This is a genomic window from Streptomyces sp. NPDC054796, assembly GCF_053611545.1.
Window position 1 is genome coordinate 117,036 of sequence record NZ_JBSHAO010000017.1, and the last position, 17,229, is coordinate 134,264.

Here is a 17,229-nt window from a genome sequence, read left to right on the forward strand (position 1 = left end):
CGCGCTCACTCGTGGTCACCTCCGCCGTGGGGCTCCGGCTTGTAGTCGAACCAGCCCTTGTCGGCGACTGGATGTTCTGGCTTCGGGTGCGTGTCGGGCACGTCCTCGCGCACGTCCGACAGGGTGTGCTCGACCGCCGGGTTGACGATCTCGGTGAGCGGCTTCGGGAAGACGCCCAGGAAGATCAGCAGGGCGATCAGCGGGGTGATGACGGCCAGCTCCCGCGCCCGCAGGTCCGGGATCCGCTCGATCTCGGGCTTCTCGACGGGGCCCGTCATCGTCCGCTGGTACAGCAGCAGCACGTACAGCGCGGCCAGGACGATGCCGGCGGTGGCCACGATGCCCGCTGCCGGGTAGCGGCTGAACGTGCCGACGAGGACGAGGAACTCGCTGATGAACGGGGCGAGGCCCGGCAGCGACAGCGTCGCGAGCCCGCCGATCAGGAAGGTCCCGGCGAGGACCGGGGCCACCTTCTGGACCCCGCCGTAGTCCGCGATGAGGCGCGAGCCGCGACGGGAGATCAGGAAGCCCGCCACCAGCATCAGCGCGGCGGTCGAGATCCCGTGGAAGACCATGTAGAGCGTCGCGCCGCCCTGGCCCTGGCTGGTCATCGCGAAGACGCCCAGGATGATGAAGCCGAAGTGGGAGATGGACGCGTAGGCCACCAGGCGCTTGATGTCGCGCTGTCCTACGGCCAGCAGCGCCCCGTACAGGATGCTCACCAGCGCCAGCGTGATCACCACGGGCGTCGCCCACGCGCTGGCCCCCGGGAAGAGGCCGAGGCAGAAGCGGAGCATCGCGAAGGTGCCGACCTTGTCGACGACCGCCGTGATCAGCACCGCGACCGGGGCCGTGGCCTCCCCCATGGCGTTGGGCAGCCAGGTGTGCAGCGGCCACAGCGGCGCCTTGATCGCGAAGGCGAGGAAGAAGCCGAGGAAGAGCAGCCGCTCCGTGTTGGTGGCCATGGTCAGCTCGCCGGAGGCACGGGCCTCGACGATCCGCTGGAGCGAGAAGGTGCCCTCGCCCAGCTGGTCGGCGGTGACGGCGTAGAGGCCGACGACGGCGGCCAGCATGATCAGGCCGCCCGCGAGGTTGTAGAGGAGGAACTTCACGGCCGCGTACGAGCGCTGCTTGGCGCCCTCGTCCTCACCGGCCGCGTGGGCGCGGTCCCCGAAGCCGCCGATGAGGAAGTACATCGGGATGAGCATGGCTTCGAAGAAGATGTAGAAGAGGAAGACGTCGGTCGAGGCGAAGGAGATGATGACCATCGCCTCGACGGCCAGGATCAGCGCGAAGAAGCCCTGGGTGGGCCGCCAGCGCCGGTTGGGTTCCTTGCTCTCCAGGGGATCGGCGTCGTGCCAGCCCGCCGCGATGATGAACGGGATCAGCAGCGCTGTCAGCCCGATCATCGCGGCGCCGATGCCGTCGACGCCCACCTCGTACCGCACCCCGAAGTCCGCGATCCAGGCGCGTGACTCGGTGAGCTGGTAGCGGGCGCCGCCCGGGTCGAACCGTACGAGCACCACGGCCGCGAGGACGAGCGTGGCCAGCGAGACCAGCAGGGCCAGCCACTTGGCGGCCGTGCGCTTCGCGGCGGGCACGGCAGCGGTGGCGACCGCGCCGAGCGCGGGCAGCACGGCCGTGGCCGTCAGCAGGGGAAATGACATAACTCAGACCGCCCTCATCAGCAGGGTCGCGGCGACCAGGACCGCCACGCCGCCGAACATCGAGACCGCGTACGAGCGGACGAAACCGTTCTGGAGCCGCCGCAGCCGCCCGGAGAGGCCGCCGAAGGCCGCGGCCGTGCCGTTGACGACACCGTCGACCAGCGAGTGGTCGAGGTAGACGAGGCTGCGGGTGAGGTGCTGGCCGCCCTGGACGAGGACGACGTGGTTGAAGTCGTCCTGGAGCAGGTCGCGCCGGGCCGCGCGGGTGAGCAGTCCGCCGCGCGGGGCGACGGCCGGTACCGGCTTGCGGCCGTACTGGAGCCAGGCCGCGCCGACGCCGATCAGCAGCGCGACGACGGTCGCGGAGGTCACGGCCGCTGCCGAGAGCGGCGAGTGGCCGTGCTCGAACTGCGTGACCGGCTCCAGCCAGTGCACGAACGACTCGTTGAACTTGAACAGCCCGCCCGCGAAGACCGAGCCGAAGGCCAGCACGATCATGGGGACCGTCATGGACTTCGGGGACTCGTGGGGGTGCGGTTCGTTGCCCTGCGCGTCGGGCTGCCAGCGCTTCTCGCCGAAGAACGTCATCACCATCACGCGCGTCATGTAGTACGCGGTGATCGCGGCGCCCAGCAGGGTGACCGCGCCGAGGATCCAGCCCTGGGTGCCGCCCTTGGCGAAGGCGGCCTCGATGATCTGGTCCTTGGAGAAGAAGCCCGACAGGCCAGGGAAGCCGATGATCGCGAGGTAGCCGAGGCCGAACGTCACGAAGGTGACCGGCATGTACTTGCGGAGCCCGCCATAGCGGCGCATGTCCACCTCGTCGTTCATCCCGTGCATCACGGAACCGGCGCCGAGGAAGAGCCCGGCCTTGAAGAAGCCGTGCGTGACCAGGTGCATGATGGCGAAGGCGTAGCCGATGGGGCCCAGCCCGGCCGCCAGGATCATGTAGCCGATCTGCGACATCGTCGAGCCCGCGAGGGCCTTCTTGATGTCGTCCTTGGCGCAACCGACGATCGCACCGAACAGCAGCGTGACCGCGCCGACGACGACCACGACGGTCTGCGCGTTCGGCGCCTCGTTGAAGATCGCCCCGGAGCGGGTGATGAGGTAGACGCCCGCGGTGACCATCGTCGCGGCGTGGATCAGCGCGGAGACCGGCGTCGGGCCCTCCATCGCGTCGCCCAGCCAGGACTGGAGCGGCACCTGGGCCGACTTGCCGCAGGCGGCGAGCAGCAGCATCAGCCCGATCGCCGTGAGCGTGCCCTCGGACGCCTCGGTCGCGGTGCTGAGCACGGGCGCGAAGGCGAACGAGCCGAAGGTGGTGAACATCAGGAAGATGGCGATGGCCAGACCCGCGTCACCGACGCGGTTGACGAGGAACGCCTTCTTCGCCGCCGTCGCCGCGCTGGGTTTGTGCTGCCAGAAGCCGATGAGCAGGTACGAGGCGAGGCCCACGCCCTCCCAGCCGACGTACAGCAGCAGGTAGTTGTCGGCCAGCACCAGCAGCAGCATCGCCGCGAGGAAGAGGTTGAGATAGCCGAAGAAGCGGCGGCGCCGCTCGTCGTGCTCCATGTAGCCGATCGAGTAGATGTGGATCAGCGTGCCCACACCGGTGATCAGCAGCACGAAGGTCATCGAGAGCTGGTCGAGCTGGAAGGCGACGTCGGCCTGGAAGCTGTCGACGGGCACCCAGCTGAACAGGTGCTGGTGCAGTGCGCGTTCGTCCGGGTTCTTGCCGAGCATGTCGGCGAAGAGCACAGCGCCGACGACGAAGGACGCGGCGGCGAGCAGGCAGCCCAGCCAGTGCCCCGCCTTGTCGAGCCGTTTCCCGCCGCACAGCAGGATCGCGGCTCCGAGCAGCGGGGCGCCGACGAGCAGTCCGATCAATGACTCCACTGGTTCGTACCCCTTACAGCTTCATCAGGCTGGCGTCGTCGACCGAGGCCGAGTGACGGGAGCGGTAGAGCATCACGATGATCGCGAGTCCGACGACGACCTCGGCCGCGGCGACGACCATGACGAAGAACGCCATGATCTGGCCGTCGAGGTTGCCGTGCATGCGGGAGAAGGCGACCAGGGTGAGGTTGGCCGCGTTCAGCATCAGCTCCACGCACATGAACACCACGATGGCGTTGCGCCGGATGAGCACTCCGGCGGCGCCGATGGTGAACAGCAGGGCGGCCAGGTAGACGTAGTTGACAGGGTTCACCTGCGGGCCTCCTCTTCCGCACGGGCCTCGCGGGCCTTACGGGCCTCGTTCACCAGATCCTCGTCGCGCCGTTCCCGCTCCTCGCGCAGCGTCTCCTCCGGCACGCCCCGCTGCTGCCCGTGGTACTCGGCGGTGCGCTGTTCCAGCGCGGCGAGTTCGCGCAGCGACGTGGCGCTGACCTCGCGGATCTGGCCGCGCTCGCGCAGCGTGGCGCTGACGGTCAGGTCCGACGGGGTGCCGTCGGGGAGCAGTCCGGGGCGGTCCACGGCGTTGTGCCGTGCGTAGACGCCGGGCGCCGGGAGCGGCGGGAGCTGCACTCCGCCGCGCACCCGCTCCTCGGCCTGCTCCCGCTGCGACTTGGTCTTCTCGACGCGCTCGCGGTGCGTGAGCAGGGTGGCGCCGACGGCCGCGACGGTGAGCAGCGCGCCGACGACCTCGAAGGCCACCACGTACTTGGTGAACAGCAGCGAGGCGAGCGCCGGTACGTTGCCCGCCGCGTTCGCCTCTTTGAGCCCCATGAAGGAGCCCAGCGAAGCCTGCCCGATCCCGGCGACGAGCAGGATGCCGAGCCCGAGCCCGCATCCGGCGGCCAGCCAGCGCTGGCCCTTGAGCGTCTCCTTGAGGGAGTCGGCGGCGCTGACGCCGACGAGCATCAGCACGAACAGGAACAGCATCATGACCGCGCCGGTGTAGACGACGATCTGGACGATGCCCAGGAAGTACGCGCCGTTGGCGAGGTAGAACAGCGCCAGGATGATCATGGTCCCGGCGAGGCAGAGCGCCGCGTGCACGGCGCGCGGCATCAGCACGGTGCCCAGGGCCCCCAGCAGGGCGATGGCCCCCAGCACCCAGAACTGGAGCGCCTCGCCCGAGGAGGTGACGGAGTCGGCCGCGAGGTGGAGCGTGCTCATCGGGACTCCCCCTTCGCGCCCTCGGAGCCTTCGCCGGTGCCGTCACCGGCTGCGGCGCTGCGGGCGAACCCGGCCGCCGCTCCGGTGCCGACGCCGCCGATGTCGTCGACGCCGCCCGCCGCCGCCGTGCCGCCCGCCTCTCCGGCGCCCTCGGCGACCGGCGCGGCGGCCGGTTCGCCGGGCCCGAAGGTCCCGGCCGACTCCTGCGGCGCGCCGCTGTCGGTCACGGTCTGCGGCACGGTGCCCGGGGCCGCCTCGGTGACCAGCCCGTTGTAGTAGTCCTTCTCCGTCATGCCGGGGAAGATCGCGTGCGGGCTGTCGACCATGCCCTCCCGCAGCCCCGCGAGCAGCTCGTCCTTGGTGTAGATGAGCGATTCGCGGGAGGAGTCGGCGAGTTCGTACTCGTTGGTCATGGTCAGTGCCCGCGTCGGGCACGCCTCGACGCACAGGCCGCACAGGATGCAGCGCAGATAGTTGATCTGGTAGACGCGGCCGTAGCGCTCGCCCGGGGAGTAGCGCTCCTCCTCGGTGTTGTCCGCGCCCTCCACATAGATCGCGTCGGCGGGACAGGCCCAGGCGCACAGCTCGCAGCCGATGCACTTCTCCAGCCCGTCCGGGTGCCGGTTGAGCTGGTGACGGCCGTGGAAGCGGGGCGCCGTCGGCTTCTTGTACTCGGGGTACTGCTCGGTCAGCCGCTTCTTGAACATGCCCTTGAAGGTCACGCCGAAGCCGGCCACGGGGTTGTCAGGCACCGTCGTCTCCTTGTCCGTGGGGGGTCCCCTCAGCGCTGTCCCCGCTCTCGCCAGGGGGACCACCGGGTGATCCGGCCGTACCGACGAGGGAGCGTTCACCCGGTTCCCCGCGCGGGCGCCTGCGGGGCACCGGCGGGAGGGTCTGTCCTGGCAGCGGGGGCACGGGATAGCCGCCCGCCATGGGGTCGAAGACCTCGGAAGCGGCCTTCTCCTTCTCGGCCTCCTCCTCCCGCTCCTCCTCGCGTCCTCGGAAGATGTCGACGACGAAGGAGATCAGCAGGAGCGCGACGGCGGCGCCGCCGACCCAGTAGACGATGTCGCTGAACCCGTAGCCCTCGTTCCGCATCGCCCGCACGGTGGCGACGAGCATCAGCCACACCAGCGAGATGGGGATGAGGACCTTCCAGCCCAGCTTCATGAACTGGTCGTAGCGCACGCGCGGGAGGGTGCCGCGCAGCCAGACGAAGAAGAACAGCATCACGTTGAGCTTGATGAAGAACCACAGCATCGGCCACCAGCCGTGGTTGGCGCCCTCCCACCAGGTGGAGAGCGGCGCCGGTGCCCGCCAGCCGCCCAGGAAGAGGGTGACGGCGAGCGCGGAGACGGTGACCATGTGGATGTACTCGGCGAGCATGAACATCGCGAACTTGATCGAGCTGTACTCGGTCTGGAAGCCCGCCACGAGGTCGCCCTCGGACTCCGGCATGTCGAAGGGCGCGCGGTGCGCCTCGCCGACCATGGCCACCATGTAGATGAGGAACGAGACGGGCAGCAGACACGCGAACCAGGTGTCCGCCTGCGCGCCCACGATCGTCGAGGTGGACATCGAGCCCGAGTGCAGGAAGACCGCGGCGAAGCTGAGGCCCATCGCGATCTCGTAGCTGATGATCTGCGCCGTCGCGCGGACGCCGCCCAGCAGCGGATACGTCGATCCGGACGACCAGCCCGCCAGCACCACGCCGTAGGCGGCGATGGAGGAGGTGGCGAGGATGTAGAGGATCGCCACCGGCAGGTCGGTGAGCTGGAGCGCCGTACGGGTGCCGAAGATCGACACCTCGTTCCCCGCGGGCCCGAAGGGGATCACGGCGATGGCCATGAACGCGGGGATGGCGCCGATGATGGGGGCCAGGATGTAGACGGCCTTGTCGGAGCCCTTGACGACGACGTCTTCCTTGAGCATCAGCTTGATGCCGTCGGCGAGGGACTGGAGCATGCCCCAGGGCCCGTGCCTGTTGGGTCCGACGCGCAGCTGCATCCAGCCGACGACCTTGCGCTCCATGACGATGGAGATCAGGACCGTCACCATCAGGAACGCGAAGCAGAAGACCGCCTTGAGCGCGACCAGCCAGAACGGGTCCGTGCCGAACATCGACAGGTCTTCCTCGGCGAGGAGGGTCATGCCGCTCATCACGCCGTCACCTCCTGGTCCTCGCCCGCGTCAGCGGTGTGCGCTTCGGCGGCACCGGCCGTGATCCGTACGAGCGCCCCCGGCACGGCGCCGAGGTCCCGGTTGACGCCGCCGCCCACCGAGTTGAGCGGCAGCCACACCACCCGGTCGGGCATGTCCGTGACGCTCAGCGGCAGTTGTACGGTCCCGGCGGGGCCTGCCACCGTCAGCAGCTCGCCGTCCGCGACCCCCGCCTCGGCCGCCGTCGCCGGAGAGAGCCGGGCGAGGGCCGCGTGCCGGGTACCGGCCAGCGCCTCGTCGCCCTCCTGGAGCCGCCCCTGGTCGAGCAGCAGCCGGTGCCCCGCGAGCACCGCCTCGCCCGGACCCGGCTGCGGCAGCCCCTGGGCCGTCGCGGCGGGGGCCGGTGCGGGGATGCCCGACCAGCCGCCGAGCCGCTCGATCTCGCCGCGCGCCGTGCGCAGGTCGGGCAGGCCGAGGTGCACGTCGAGCGCGTCGGCCAGCATGTGCAGCACGCGCGCGTCGGTCTGCACATGCCGCCTCGTCATCTGGTCGGGCTTGAGCGCGGCCTCGAACGGGCGGCCCCTGCCCTCCCAGTTGAGGAACGTCCCCGACTTCTCGGCGACGGCCGAGACGGGCAGCACCACGTCCGCGCGCTCGGTGACCTCGCCGGGCCGCAGCTCCAGGCTGACGAGGAAGCCGACCGCGTCCAGCGCCGCGAGGGCGCGGGCCGGGTCGGGCAGGTCGGCCGGTTCGACGCCGCCGACGACCAGCGCCGCCAGCTCGCCCGTCGCCGCCGCCTCGATGATCTGGCCCGTGTCCCGCCCGTAGCGGCCCGGGAGTTCGGCGACGCCCCAGGCGCGGGCGACCTCGTCGCGGGCGCGCGGGTCGGTGGCCGGACGGCCGCCGGGCAGCAGCGTGGGCATGGCGCCCGCCTCGACGGCGCCGCGCTCGCCCGCGCGGCGCGGGATCCACACGAGCCGCGCGCCCGTGGCGGTGGCGGCCCGTACGGCGGCGGTCAGCCCGCCGGGCACGGCGGCCAGCCGCTCGCCGACGACGATCACCGAGCCCTCGCCGCGCAGCGCCTCGGCCGCTACCTGTCCCCCGGCGTCCAGCCCTACGCCGCCCGCGAGCGCGTCGAGCCACTCCGTCTCGGTGCCGGGCGCCGCCGGGAGCAGGGTGCCCCCGGCCTTGACCAGCCCTCGCGTGGCGTGGCTCGCGAGGGAGAAGGTGCGCTGGCCGTGCTTGCGCATCGCCTTGCGCAGCCGGAGGAAGACGCCGGGCGCCTCCTCCTCGGACTCGAAGCCCACCAGCAGCACGGCGGGCGCCTTCTCAAGACCCGCGTAGGTGACCCCGGTGCCGTCCAGGTCCCTGCCGCGGCCCGCCACGTGGGAGGCGAGGAAGTCGGCCTCCTCGGCGGAGTGGACGCGGGCGCGGAAGTCGATGTCGTTGGTGCCGAGCGCGACGCGCGCGAACTTGGCGTACGCGTAGGAGTCCTCGACGGTGAGCCGTCCGCCCGTCAGCACCCCCGCCCTGCCGCGCGCGCCCGCGAGCCCCCTGGCCGCCACCTCCAGCGCCTCGGGCCAGCTCGCCGGGGCGAGGACGCCGTCGTCACCGCGCACGAGGGGGGTGGTGAGGCGGTCGGGGCGCTGCGCGTAGCGGAAGCCGAAGCGGCCCTTGTCGCAGATCCACTCCTCGTTGACCTCGGGGTCGTCGGCCGCGAGACGGCGCATGACCTTGCCGCGCCTGTGGTCCGTGCGCGTGGCGCAGCCGCCCGCGCAGTGCTCGCACACCGAAGGGGAGGAGACGAGGTCGAAGGGGCGGGAGCGGAAACGGTAGGCCGCTGAGGTCAGCGCCCCGACCGGGCAGATCTGGATGGTGTTCCCGGAGAAGTACGACTCGAAGGGGTCGCCCTCCCCCGTGCCGACCTGCTGGAGTGCGCCGCGCTCCAGCAGCTCGATCATCGGGTCGCCCGCGATCTGGTTGCTGAACCGGGTGCAGCGCGCGCACAGCACGCACCGTTCGCGGTCCAGCAGCACCTGCGTGGAGACGGGCACCGGCTTCTCGAAGGTGCGTTTCTTCCCCTCGAACCTGGAGTCCGCCGAACCCGTGGACATGGCCTGGTTCTGGAGGGGGCACTCGCCGCCCTTGTCGCAGACGGGGCAGTCCAGCGGGTGGTTGATGAGCAGCAGCTCCATCACCCCGCGCTGGGCCTTCTCCGCCGCGGGCGAGGAGAGCTGCGTCTTGACGACCATGCCGTCGGTGCACTGGATGGTGCAGGACGCCATCGGCTTGCGCTGCCCCTCCACCTCGACGATGCACTGGCGGCAGGCGCCCGCGGGGTCGAGGAGGGGGTGGTCGCAGAAGCGGGGGATCTCGATGCCGAGCAGTTCGGCGGCCCGGATGACCAGCGTGCCCTTGGGCACGCTCACCTCCGCGCCGTCGATCGTCAGCGAGACGAGGTCCTCCGGCGGGACCGCGGCCTCCCCTCCTCCGGAGGGGGATGACGTGGTGACGGTCATGCGGGCACCTCCGTGTGGTGGTTCGCCGTGTCTGCCCACGCGGTGGATTTCGCGGGGTCGAAGGGGCAGCCGCCCTCCGAGATGTGCTGCTCGTACTCGTCGCGGAAGTATGTGAGCGACGAGAAGATCGGCGACGCGGCACCGTCGCCGAGCGCGCAGAAGGACTTGCCGTTGATGTTGTCGGCGATGTCGTCGATCTTGTCGATGTCGGCGACCGTGGCCTTGCCCGCCTCGATGTCGCGCAGCAACTGGACGAGCCAGTAGGTGCCCTCGCGGCAGGGCGTGCACTTGCCGCAGGACTCGTGCGCGTAGAACTCGGTCCAGCGGGTGACCGCGCGCACGACGCAGGTGGTCTCGTCGAAGCACTGGAGCGCCTTGGTGCCGAGCATGGATCCGGCGGCGCCGACACCCTCGTAGTCCAGCGGCACGTCCAGGTGCTCCTCGGTGAGCATCGGGGTGGAGGAGCCGCCGGGCGTCCAGAACTTGAGGCGGTGGCCTGGCCGCATGCCGCCGCTCATCTCCAGGAGCTGGCGCAGCGTGATGCCGAGCGGGGCCTCGTACTGTCCCGGGTTGGCGACGTGACCGCTGAGCGAGTAGAGCGTGAAGCCGGGCGACTTCTCGCTGCCCATCGAGCGGAACCACTCCTTGCCCTTGTGCATCAGGGCGGGAACCGAGGCGATCGACTCGACGTTGTTCACGACAGTGGGGCAGGCGTACAGGCCCGCCACCGCCGGGAAGGGTGGCCGCAGCCGGGGCTGCCCGCGCCGCCCTTCGAGCGAGTCGAGCAGCGCGGTCTCCTCACCGCAGATGTAGGCACCGGCCCCGGCGTGGACGGTCAGCTCCAGCGGCTTGCCGGGGCCGAGCGCGTCGGGCCCGAGGTAGCCCGCGTCGTACGCCTCGCGGACAGCCGCGTGCAGCCGTCGCAGTACGGGGACGACTTCGCCGCGCAGATAGATGAACGCGTGCGAGGAGCGGATCGCGTGACAGGCGATCACGATGCCCTCGATCAGCGAGTGCGGGTTGGCGAAGAGGAGGGGAATGTCCTTGCAGGTGCCGGGCTCGGACTCGTCCGCGTTGACGACGAGATAGTGCGGCTTGCCGTCCCCCTGCGGGATGAACTGCCACTTCATGCCCGTCGGGAAGCCCGCGCCGCCGCGTCCGCGCAGTCCCGCGTCCTTGACGTAGGCGATCACGTCGTCGGGCGGCATGGCGAGGGCCTTGCGCAGCCCCTCGTAGCCGTCGTGGCGGCGGTAGGTCTCCAGCGTCCAGGGCTCGGGCGCGTCCCAGAAGGCGGACAGGACGGGTGAGAGCAGCTTCTCCGGTGACTCCGTCGTCATCACTGGTCCTCCTCCGTCGCGGGCGTCGCGGGCGCGTCCGGGTTGTCCGGCGACGACGCGGCGGTCTTCTGCGGTGCGTCGTGCGAGCTGGGGTGGGAAGCGGGGGCCTCGCCGGGGTAGCGGACGCCCTCGTCGGAGGGCTGTTCCTCGACCGGTGCCGCCTCGCCGCGCGGGCTGACGACCCTCCCGTGCGGTGCCTCGCCGCGCGCCAGCCGCAGCCCGGCCAGGGAGGGGGCGCCCGCGCCGCCGGTCGCCTCGACGGCGCCGTCGCGCGGGTCGGGGAAGCCGGCGAGGATGCGCGCGGTCTCCTTGAACGTGCACATGGGGGCGCCCCTGGTGGGGGCCACCTCGCGGTCCGCGCGCAGGTCGTCCACGAGGCGCTTGGCGCTCTGCGGGGTCTGGTTGTCGAAGAACTCCCAGTTGACCATCACCACGGGCGCGAAGTCGCAGGCCGCGTTGCACTCGATGTGTTCGAGGGTGACCTTGCCGTCCTCGGTGGTCTCGCCGTTGCCGACGCCCAGGTGCTCCTTCAGCTCGTCGAAGATGGCGTCGCCGCCCATCACCGCGCACAGTGTGTTGGTGCAGACGCCGACCTGGTAGTCGCCGGAGGGCTTGCGCCGGTACATGGTGTAGAAGGTGGCGACGGCGTTGACCTCGGCCGTCGTGAGCCCGAGCATCTCGGCGCAGAACCGCTGCCCGGTGCGGGTGACGTGCCCCTCCTCCGCCTGCACGAGGTGCAGCAGGGGCAGCAGGGCCGAGCGGCTGTCGGGGTAGCGGCCGATGATCTCCTTCGCGTCGCCCTCCAGCCGTGCCCGGACGTCGTTCGGGTAGTCGGGCGCGGGCATCTGGGGCGTGCCCAGTTCCACGGGCGGCGCGGTGGTCGCGGTCGGCGCGGGGGGTGTCCCCTCGGCGGGTGCGGTGGTCATCGGTCGACGCCTCCCATCACGGGGTCGATGGACGCGACGGCGACGATGACGTCGGCGACCTGGCCGCCCTCGCACATCGCCGCCATGGATTCGAGGTTGGTGAAGGAGGGGTCGCGGAAGTGCACGCGGTACGGGCGGGTGCCGCCGTCACTGACCGCGTGGACGCCGAGTTCGCCCTTGGGGGACTCGACCGCCGCGTACGCCTGCCCCGGCGGGACCCGGAAGCCCTCGGTCACCAGCTTGAAGTGGTGGATCAGGGCCTCCATCGAGGTGCCCATGATGTTCTTGATGTGGTCCAGGGAGTTGCCGAGACCGTCCGGGCCGAGCGCGAGCTGCGCGGGCCAGGCGATCTTCTTGTCCCCGACCATGACCGGGCCCGGCTCCAGCCTCTCCATGCACTGCTCGATGATCCGCAGCGACTGGCGCATCTCCTCCAGGCGCAGCAGGAAGCGCCCGTAGGAGTCGCAGGTGTCGACGGTGGGGACCTCGAAGTCGTAGTTCTCGTAGCCGCAGTAGGGCTGCGCCTTGCGCAGGTCGTGCGGGAGGCCGGCCGAGCGGAGGATGGGCCCGGTGGCGCCGAGGGCCATGCACCCGGCGAGGTCGAGATAGCCGATGTCCTGGAGGCGCGCCTTGAAGACGGGGCTGCCGGTGCAGAGCTTGTCGTACTCCGGCAGGTTCTTCTTCATCTTCTTCAGGAACTCGCGCAGCGCGTCCATCGTCCCGGAGGGCAGGTCCTGGGCGAGGCCGCCGGGACGGATGAACGCGTGGTTCATGCGCAGCCCGGTGATCAGCTCGAAGAGGTCCAGGACGAGTTCGCGGTCCCGGAATCCGAAGATCATGACGGTGGTGGCGCCCAGCTCCATGCCGCCGGTGGCGATGGCCACCAGGTGCGAGGAGAGCCGGTTCAGCTCCATCAGCAGGACGCGGATGACGTTGGCCCGGTCGGGAATGTCGTCCTCGATGCCGAGGAGCTTCTCGACGGCCATGCAGTAAGCGGCCTCGTTGAAGAACGGCGTCAGATAGTCCATGCGCGTGACGAAGGTGGTGCCCTGCGTCCAGGTCCGGAATTCGAGGTTCTTCTCGATGCCGGTGTGCAGATAGCCGATGCCGCAGCGCGCCTCGGTGACCGTCTCGCCGTCGATCTCCAGGATGAGCCGGAGCACGCCGTGCGTGGACGGGTGCTGCGGGCCCATGTTGACGATGATGCGCTCGTCGTCGCTCTTGGCAGCGGCGGCGGCGATCTCGTCCCAGTCGCCGCCGGTGACGTCGTAGACGGTGCCCTCGGTGGTCTCGCGGATGCCCGCGGGCGCGTGGGTGGAGGTGGGGGTGCTCATCAGGTGTACGACCTCCGCTGGTCCGGAGCGGGAATCTGGGCGCCCTTGTACTCGACGGGGATGCCGCCGAGCGGGTAGTCCTTGCGCTGCGGGTGGCCCTGCCAGTCGTCGGGCATCATGATCCGCGTCAGCGCGGGGTGCCCGTCGAAGACGAGGCCGAAGAAGTCGTACGTCTCGCGCTCGTGCCAGTCGTTCGTCGGATAGACGTCGACGATCGAGGGGACGTGCGGGTCGCTGTCGGGGGCGCTGACCTCCAGCCTGACCACCCTGTTGTGGGTGATCGAGCGCAGGTGGTAGACGGCCCGCAGCTCGCGGCCCTTGTCGTCGGGGAAGTGGACGCCGCTGACGCCGGTGCACATCTCGAAGCGCAGCGCCGGATCGTCGCGGAGCGTCCTGGCCACGCGGGGCAGGTGCTCGCGGGCGATGTGGAAGGTGATCTCGCCGCGGTCGACGACGGTCTTCTCGATGGCGTTCTCCGGCAGGAGGCCCTGCTCCTCCAGCGCGCCTTCCAGCTCGTCGGCGATCTCGTCGAACTCGCCGTGGCCGTCCCGTCCGCGCGGCCCACCGTACGGGCGCCCGCTGGCGCCGGGCAGCCGCACGGTCCGTACGAGCCCGCCGTAGCCGGAGGTGTCCGCGCCGTCGCGGGCGCCGAACATGCCGCGCCGGACGCCGATCACCTCGCCGATCTCGTCGCGGGGGGCGGGGACGGAGCCGTTCGGCGCCTCCCCCTCCGGGTGCTGGTTCTCGTCGCTCATCGCAGCAGCCCCTTCATCTCGATGGTGGGGAGCGCGTTGCGCGCCGCTTCCTCCGCCTCGCGGGCCGCCTGCTCACGGTTGACGCCGAGCTTCTCGCCCTGGACGTGCTGGTGGAGCTTGAGGATCGCGTCCATCAGCATCTCGGGGCGCGGCGGGCAGCCGGGCAGATAGATGTCGACGGGAACGATGTGGTCGACGCCCTGCACGATCGCGTAGTTGTTGAACATCCCGCCGGACGAGGCGCACACGCCCATGGAGATGACCCACTTGGGGTTGGGCATCTGGTCGTAGACCTGACGCAGCACCGGGGCCATCTTCTGGCTGACCCTGCCTGCCACGATCATGAGGTCGGCCTGGCGGGGTGAGCCGCGGAAGACCTCCATGCCGAAGCGGGCCAGGTCGTAGCGCCCGGCGCCCGTTGTCATCATCTCGATGGCGCAGCAGGCGAGTCCGAAGGTCGCCGGGAACATCGACGACTTACGCACCCACCCGGCGGCCTGCTCGACTGTGGTCAGCAGAAAGCCGCTCGGCAGTTTCTCTTCGAGTCCCATTACTTATGCCCCTAGTCCCATTCCAGGCCGCCGCGCCGCCAGTCGTAGGCGTAGGCGACACCGATGAGGGCGACGAAGACCAGCATTTCGACCAGGCCGAACATCCCGAGGGAGTCGAAGTGCACGGCCCAGGGGTAGAGAAAGATGATTTCGATGTCGAAGACGATGAAGAGCATCGCCGTGAGGTAGTACTTCACCGGGAACCGGCCGCCGCCCTCGGGCTGCGGCGTCGGCTCGATACCGCACTCGTAGGCTTCGAGCTTCGCGCGGTTGTAACGCTTGGGGCCGACGACTGAGGCCGCGACCACGGAGAAGATCGCGAAGGCCGCTCCGAGCGCTCCCAGTACCAGGATTGGCGTGTAGGCGTTCACCGCTCACCGCTCCTTCCAGTCGACCCCTGCTAGTCGACGCTGACTGCCGGCTGACTGCTGGGCCCGTGACCCGCCCCAAGAAGATCGCTTCTATGTGAGGCAGTTCACAAGCCCTCGCGGGAGGCATCTTATGCCTGGGGGTCTGTGATCTGCGACACGGGGTACGTCAACGACTTTGTGATCTCCACCACCTGACGGAGGATCATCAGGTCAGATGCCTGTTGATCTTCGTACGCGAAGCTCACGGATGATCACCAAAGGTGACGGACGACCGGCCGACGGGCCGCTTGCGGCGGCGCTCCTCTATCAAGCCGATCCACGCGAAGGCAAATTCGCGCTGGACGACGTCAACTGCTAGCCGCCGGATACCCTCACGGGCCATGGACGAGATCACCTTGACCACCCTCGTACTGCTGTGCGCGGCGGCGGCAGCAGCGGGCTGGATCGACGCGGTGGTCGGGGGCGGCGGTCTCATCCTGCTTCCGGCCATGCTCATCGGCTTCCCGCACGTGCCACCCGTCTACGTGCTCGGCACCAACAAGGCGGTCGCCGTCGCGGGCACCTCGATGGCGGCGGTGGCCTACGCGCGCAAGGCGCCGCTCGACGCGCGGCTGGCCGTACGGCTCGGCGGGCTGGCCATGGTGTCGGCGGGAGGGGGTGCGCTGTTTGCATCCGCGGTCGACAAAGAGGTCCTCAACCCACTGATCATGACGGTGCTCCTCGCCGTCGCCGCCTTCGTCGCGTTCCGCCCCCGGTTCGGCACGACCCCGGGGCACGGGCCCGTCACGGGGAAGAGGGTGGCGGCGGCGCTGGTCGTGGCGGGCGGGGCCATCGCGTTCTACGACGGGCTCATAGGGCCGGGTACCGGGACGTTTCTGGTGATAGCGCTCGTAGCGCTCCTCCATATGGACATGGTGACGGCGTCGGCCACGGCGAAGGTCGTGAACGTCGGCACAAACCTGGGCGCCCTCGCCGTATTCACCTCACACGGCACCGTGCTGTGGACCGTCGCCCCCTTTCTCGCCCTCGCGAACCTCGGCGGCGGATGGGTCGGGGCGCATATGGCGCTCAAAAACGGGAATGGGTTCGTCCGGATCGTTCTGCTGACCGTGGTGACGGCACTGGTCGCGAAGCTGGGCTACGACCAATGGGGCGGATAAAGCGCCCAACATCCGATTTACTCCGGGACTTGAGCCTCGTCCCGTGACCTATGCCACGCGTTTTCGCGGCAGCCGCTGCCATCTTTGCGCCCGAGACCTCACCGTGATAAGCCGAAAGATCAATTCGGGCATTGCGGACAACTACGTGGTCACGGGCCCGTAGTTGGGCATTGAAGGGGGCCCTGAAAACGACTTGTGAAGATCAATAAGGGGCCAACTCGCCGTGTACGCGACGACTGTGGCGCATCGCACCTTTATTGAACGGAACCTCGCGCCCCTGCTACCCATTCCCTCATGTCCCCGAAAGCTCAGATACCCAGCCACCGGAAGCCCCGCTCCAGCAAGATGAATGTGGCGCTGCGTGCGGGTGTGACTGGCGGCGTCATGGGCACCATCGCGCTGACCACGGCGGCCTCCCCGGCCCTCGCGTCCGCCGACAAGAACGCGCCTGCCGAGACGGTCGAGATGCCGACCCTCGCCAGCGACCTGTCCAGCTCCGCCACCCAGGCCGCCGACTCGCTTGAGACGAGCGCCCTGCACTACGAGCTCCAGGAGGCTCAGCAGACGGCCGCCGAGAAGGCGCGCGAGCAGGCCAAGGAGACCAAGGAGAAGGCCGAGGCGAAGGCCAGGGCCGAGGCCAAGCGCAAGGCGGAGGAGGCCCGCAAGAAGGCCGCCGAGGCCAAGGAGCGCGCCTCCCGCTCCGCCGAGCGCACCTCGCTCGCCTCCGCGTCCGAGTCCACCTCGACGGCCCCCGTCGGCAGCGGCAACGTCGCCACCCTGATCAGCTTCCTCAAGGGGCAGGTCGGCAAGGCGTACGTCTCCGGCGCCACAGGACCCTCCGCCTACGACTGCTCAGGGCTGACCCAGGCCGCGTTCAAGCAGATCGGCGTGGACCTCCCGCGCGTCTCCCAGGACCAGTCCACGACCGGCACCGAGGTCGGCCTCGGCAACCTCCAGCAGGGCGACATCCTCTACTGGGGCGGCAAGGGCAGCGCCTACCACGTGGGCGTCTACGTCGGCGGCGGCAAGTTCATCGGCGCCCAGAACTCCTCGACGGGCGTTGTCGAGCGGGACCTGAGCTACGACCAGCCGAGCGGCGCGGTCCGCGTTCTCTGACGCGACGCGACGTGCCGTGGTGCGTCCGCGTGCGGGGCGGGTGGCGCCGCGCCCAGTGGCGTGACGCGTACCGCCGCACACCGGAACTCCGGTGACATAGCACCCTGAAAACGGACGAAGGGCCCTCTCCGGCAGGAGGGGGCCCTTCGTCGTGTCTCCCGCGTGCTTCCCGCGCATTTCGGTGTATGTCGGTCCGGAGAAGACCGCAGC

General features: G+C 70.0%; 15 protein-coding genes. 2 read left to right on the forward strand and 13 right to left on the reverse strand.

Going from position 1 to position 17,229, the window contains the following annotated elements; genetic code table 11:
• Window positions 1–5 precede the first annotated feature (5 nt).
• Genes ACWGJ2_RS16920 through ACWGJ2_RS16980 form a run of 13 tightly spaced genes read right to left on the reverse strand, consistent with a single transcriptional unit; the run spans window position 6 to window position 14,743 of the window.
• Complete coding sequence (locus ACWGJ2_RS16920; RefSeq protein ID WP_453346860.1) at window positions 6–1,667, reverse strand: NADH-quinone oxidoreductase subunit M; 1,662 nt, start codon at window positions 1,665–1,667, stop codon at window positions 6–8.
• Between the two features lie 3 nt (window positions 1,668–1,670).
• A complete protein-coding gene (nuoL, locus tag ACWGJ2_RS16925; protein ID WP_453346861.1) occupies window positions 1,671–3,566 on the reverse strand; it encodes an NADH-quinone oxidoreductase subunit L in 1,896 nt (631 codons plus the stop codon).
• A 13-nt stretch (window positions 3,567–3,579) separates the two neighbouring features.
• Window positions 3,580–3,879, reverse strand: coding sequence for an NADH-quinone oxidoreductase subunit NuoK (gene nuoK / locus ACWGJ2_RS16930; RefSeq protein ID WP_453346862.1), 300 nt, complete (start codon window positions 3,877–3,879; stop codon window positions 3,580–3,582).
• Window positions 3,876–4,790 (reverse strand): NADH-quinone oxidoreductase subunit J, encoded by a 915-nt coding sequence (locus ACWGJ2_RS16935; protein WP_453346863.1) that lies wholly within the window; start codon window positions 4,788–4,790, stop codon window positions 3,876–3,878. Before ACWGJ2_RS16935 ends, nuoK begins: the two co-directional genes overlap by 4 nt.
• Complete coding sequence (gene nuoI, locus ACWGJ2_RS16940; RefSeq protein ID WP_453346898.1) at window positions 4,787–5,497, reverse strand: NADH-quinone oxidoreductase subunit NuoI; 711 nt, start codon at window positions 5,495–5,497, stop codon at window positions 4,787–4,789. Before nuoI ends, ACWGJ2_RS16935 begins: the two co-directional genes overlap by 4 nt.
• 37 nt (window positions 5,498–5,534) lie before the next feature.
• Window positions 5,535–6,950 carry an NADH-quinone oxidoreductase subunit NuoH gene (nuoH, locus tag ACWGJ2_RS16945; protein ID WP_453346864.1) on the reverse strand — a complete coding sequence of 472 codons (1,416 nt, stop codon included), beginning with the start codon at window positions 6,948–6,950 and terminating at the stop codon, window positions 5,535–5,537.
• On the reverse strand, window positions 6,950–9,469 hold the full coding sequence (locus ACWGJ2_RS16950) for an NADH-quinone oxidoreductase subunit G (RefSeq protein ID WP_453346865.1): 2,520 nt from the start codon (window positions 9,467–9,469) through the stop codon (window positions 6,950–6,952). The genes nuoH and ACWGJ2_RS16950 overlap by 1 nt, the downstream gene beginning before the upstream one ends.
• Window positions 9,466–10,806, reverse strand: coding sequence for an NADH-quinone oxidoreductase subunit NuoF (nuoF, locus tag ACWGJ2_RS16955; RefSeq protein ID WP_453346866.1), 1,341 nt, complete (start codon window positions 10,804–10,806; stop codon window positions 9,466–9,468). The genes ACWGJ2_RS16950 and nuoF overlap by 4 nt, the downstream gene beginning before the upstream one ends.
• Entirely contained in the window at window positions 10,806–11,732 is a 927-nt protein-coding gene (nuoE, locus tag ACWGJ2_RS16960) for an NADH-quinone oxidoreductase subunit NuoE (RefSeq protein ID WP_453346867.1), read from the reverse strand. Before nuoE ends, nuoF begins: the two co-directional genes overlap by 1 nt.
• Window positions 11,729–13,066 (reverse strand): NADH-quinone oxidoreductase subunit D, encoded by a 1,338-nt coding sequence (locus tag ACWGJ2_RS16965; protein ID WP_453346868.1) that lies wholly within the window; start codon window positions 13,064–13,066, stop codon window positions 11,729–11,731. Before ACWGJ2_RS16965 ends, nuoE begins: the two co-directional genes overlap by 4 nt.
• Complete coding sequence (locus ACWGJ2_RS16970; RefSeq protein WP_453346869.1) at window positions 13,066–13,821, reverse strand: NADH-quinone oxidoreductase subunit C; 756 nt, start codon at window positions 13,819–13,821, stop codon at window positions 13,066–13,068. The genes ACWGJ2_RS16965 and ACWGJ2_RS16970 overlap by 1 nt, the downstream gene beginning before the upstream one ends.
• The gene (locus tag ACWGJ2_RS16975; protein WP_453346870.1) at window positions 13,818–14,372 is read right to left on the reverse strand and encodes a NuoB/complex I 20 kDa subunit family protein; all 555 of its coding nucleotides are present in this window, start codon (window positions 14,370–14,372) and stop codon (window positions 13,818–13,820) included. Before ACWGJ2_RS16975 ends, ACWGJ2_RS16970 begins: the two co-directional genes overlap by 4 nt.
• An 11-nt stretch (window positions 14,373–14,383) precedes the next feature.
• Window positions 14,384–14,743: an NADH-quinone oxidoreductase subunit A gene (locus ACWGJ2_RS16980; RefSeq protein WP_453346871.1), complete on the reverse strand. Its 360-nt coding sequence runs from the start codon at window positions 14,741–14,743 to the stop codon at window positions 14,384–14,386.
• 380 nt (window positions 14,744–15,123) lie between these two features.
• Here ACWGJ2_RS16980 and ACWGJ2_RS16985 point away from each other — a divergent pair, with 380 nt between their 5' ends.
• Together ACWGJ2_RS16985 and ACWGJ2_RS16990 are read left to right on the forward strand one after the other, a co-directional pair.
• Window positions 15,124–15,903 (forward strand): sulfite exporter TauE/SafE family protein, encoded by a 780-nt coding sequence (locus tag ACWGJ2_RS16985; RefSeq protein WP_453346872.1) that lies wholly within the window; start codon window positions 15,124–15,126, stop codon window positions 15,901–15,903.
• Between the two features lie 294 nt (window positions 15,904–16,197).
• On the forward strand, window positions 16,198–17,019 hold the full coding sequence (locus ACWGJ2_RS16990) for a C40 family peptidase (RefSeq protein ID WP_453346873.1): 822 nt from the start codon (window positions 16,198–16,200) through the stop codon (window positions 17,017–17,019).
• Window positions 17,020–17,229 lie beyond the last annotated feature (210 nt).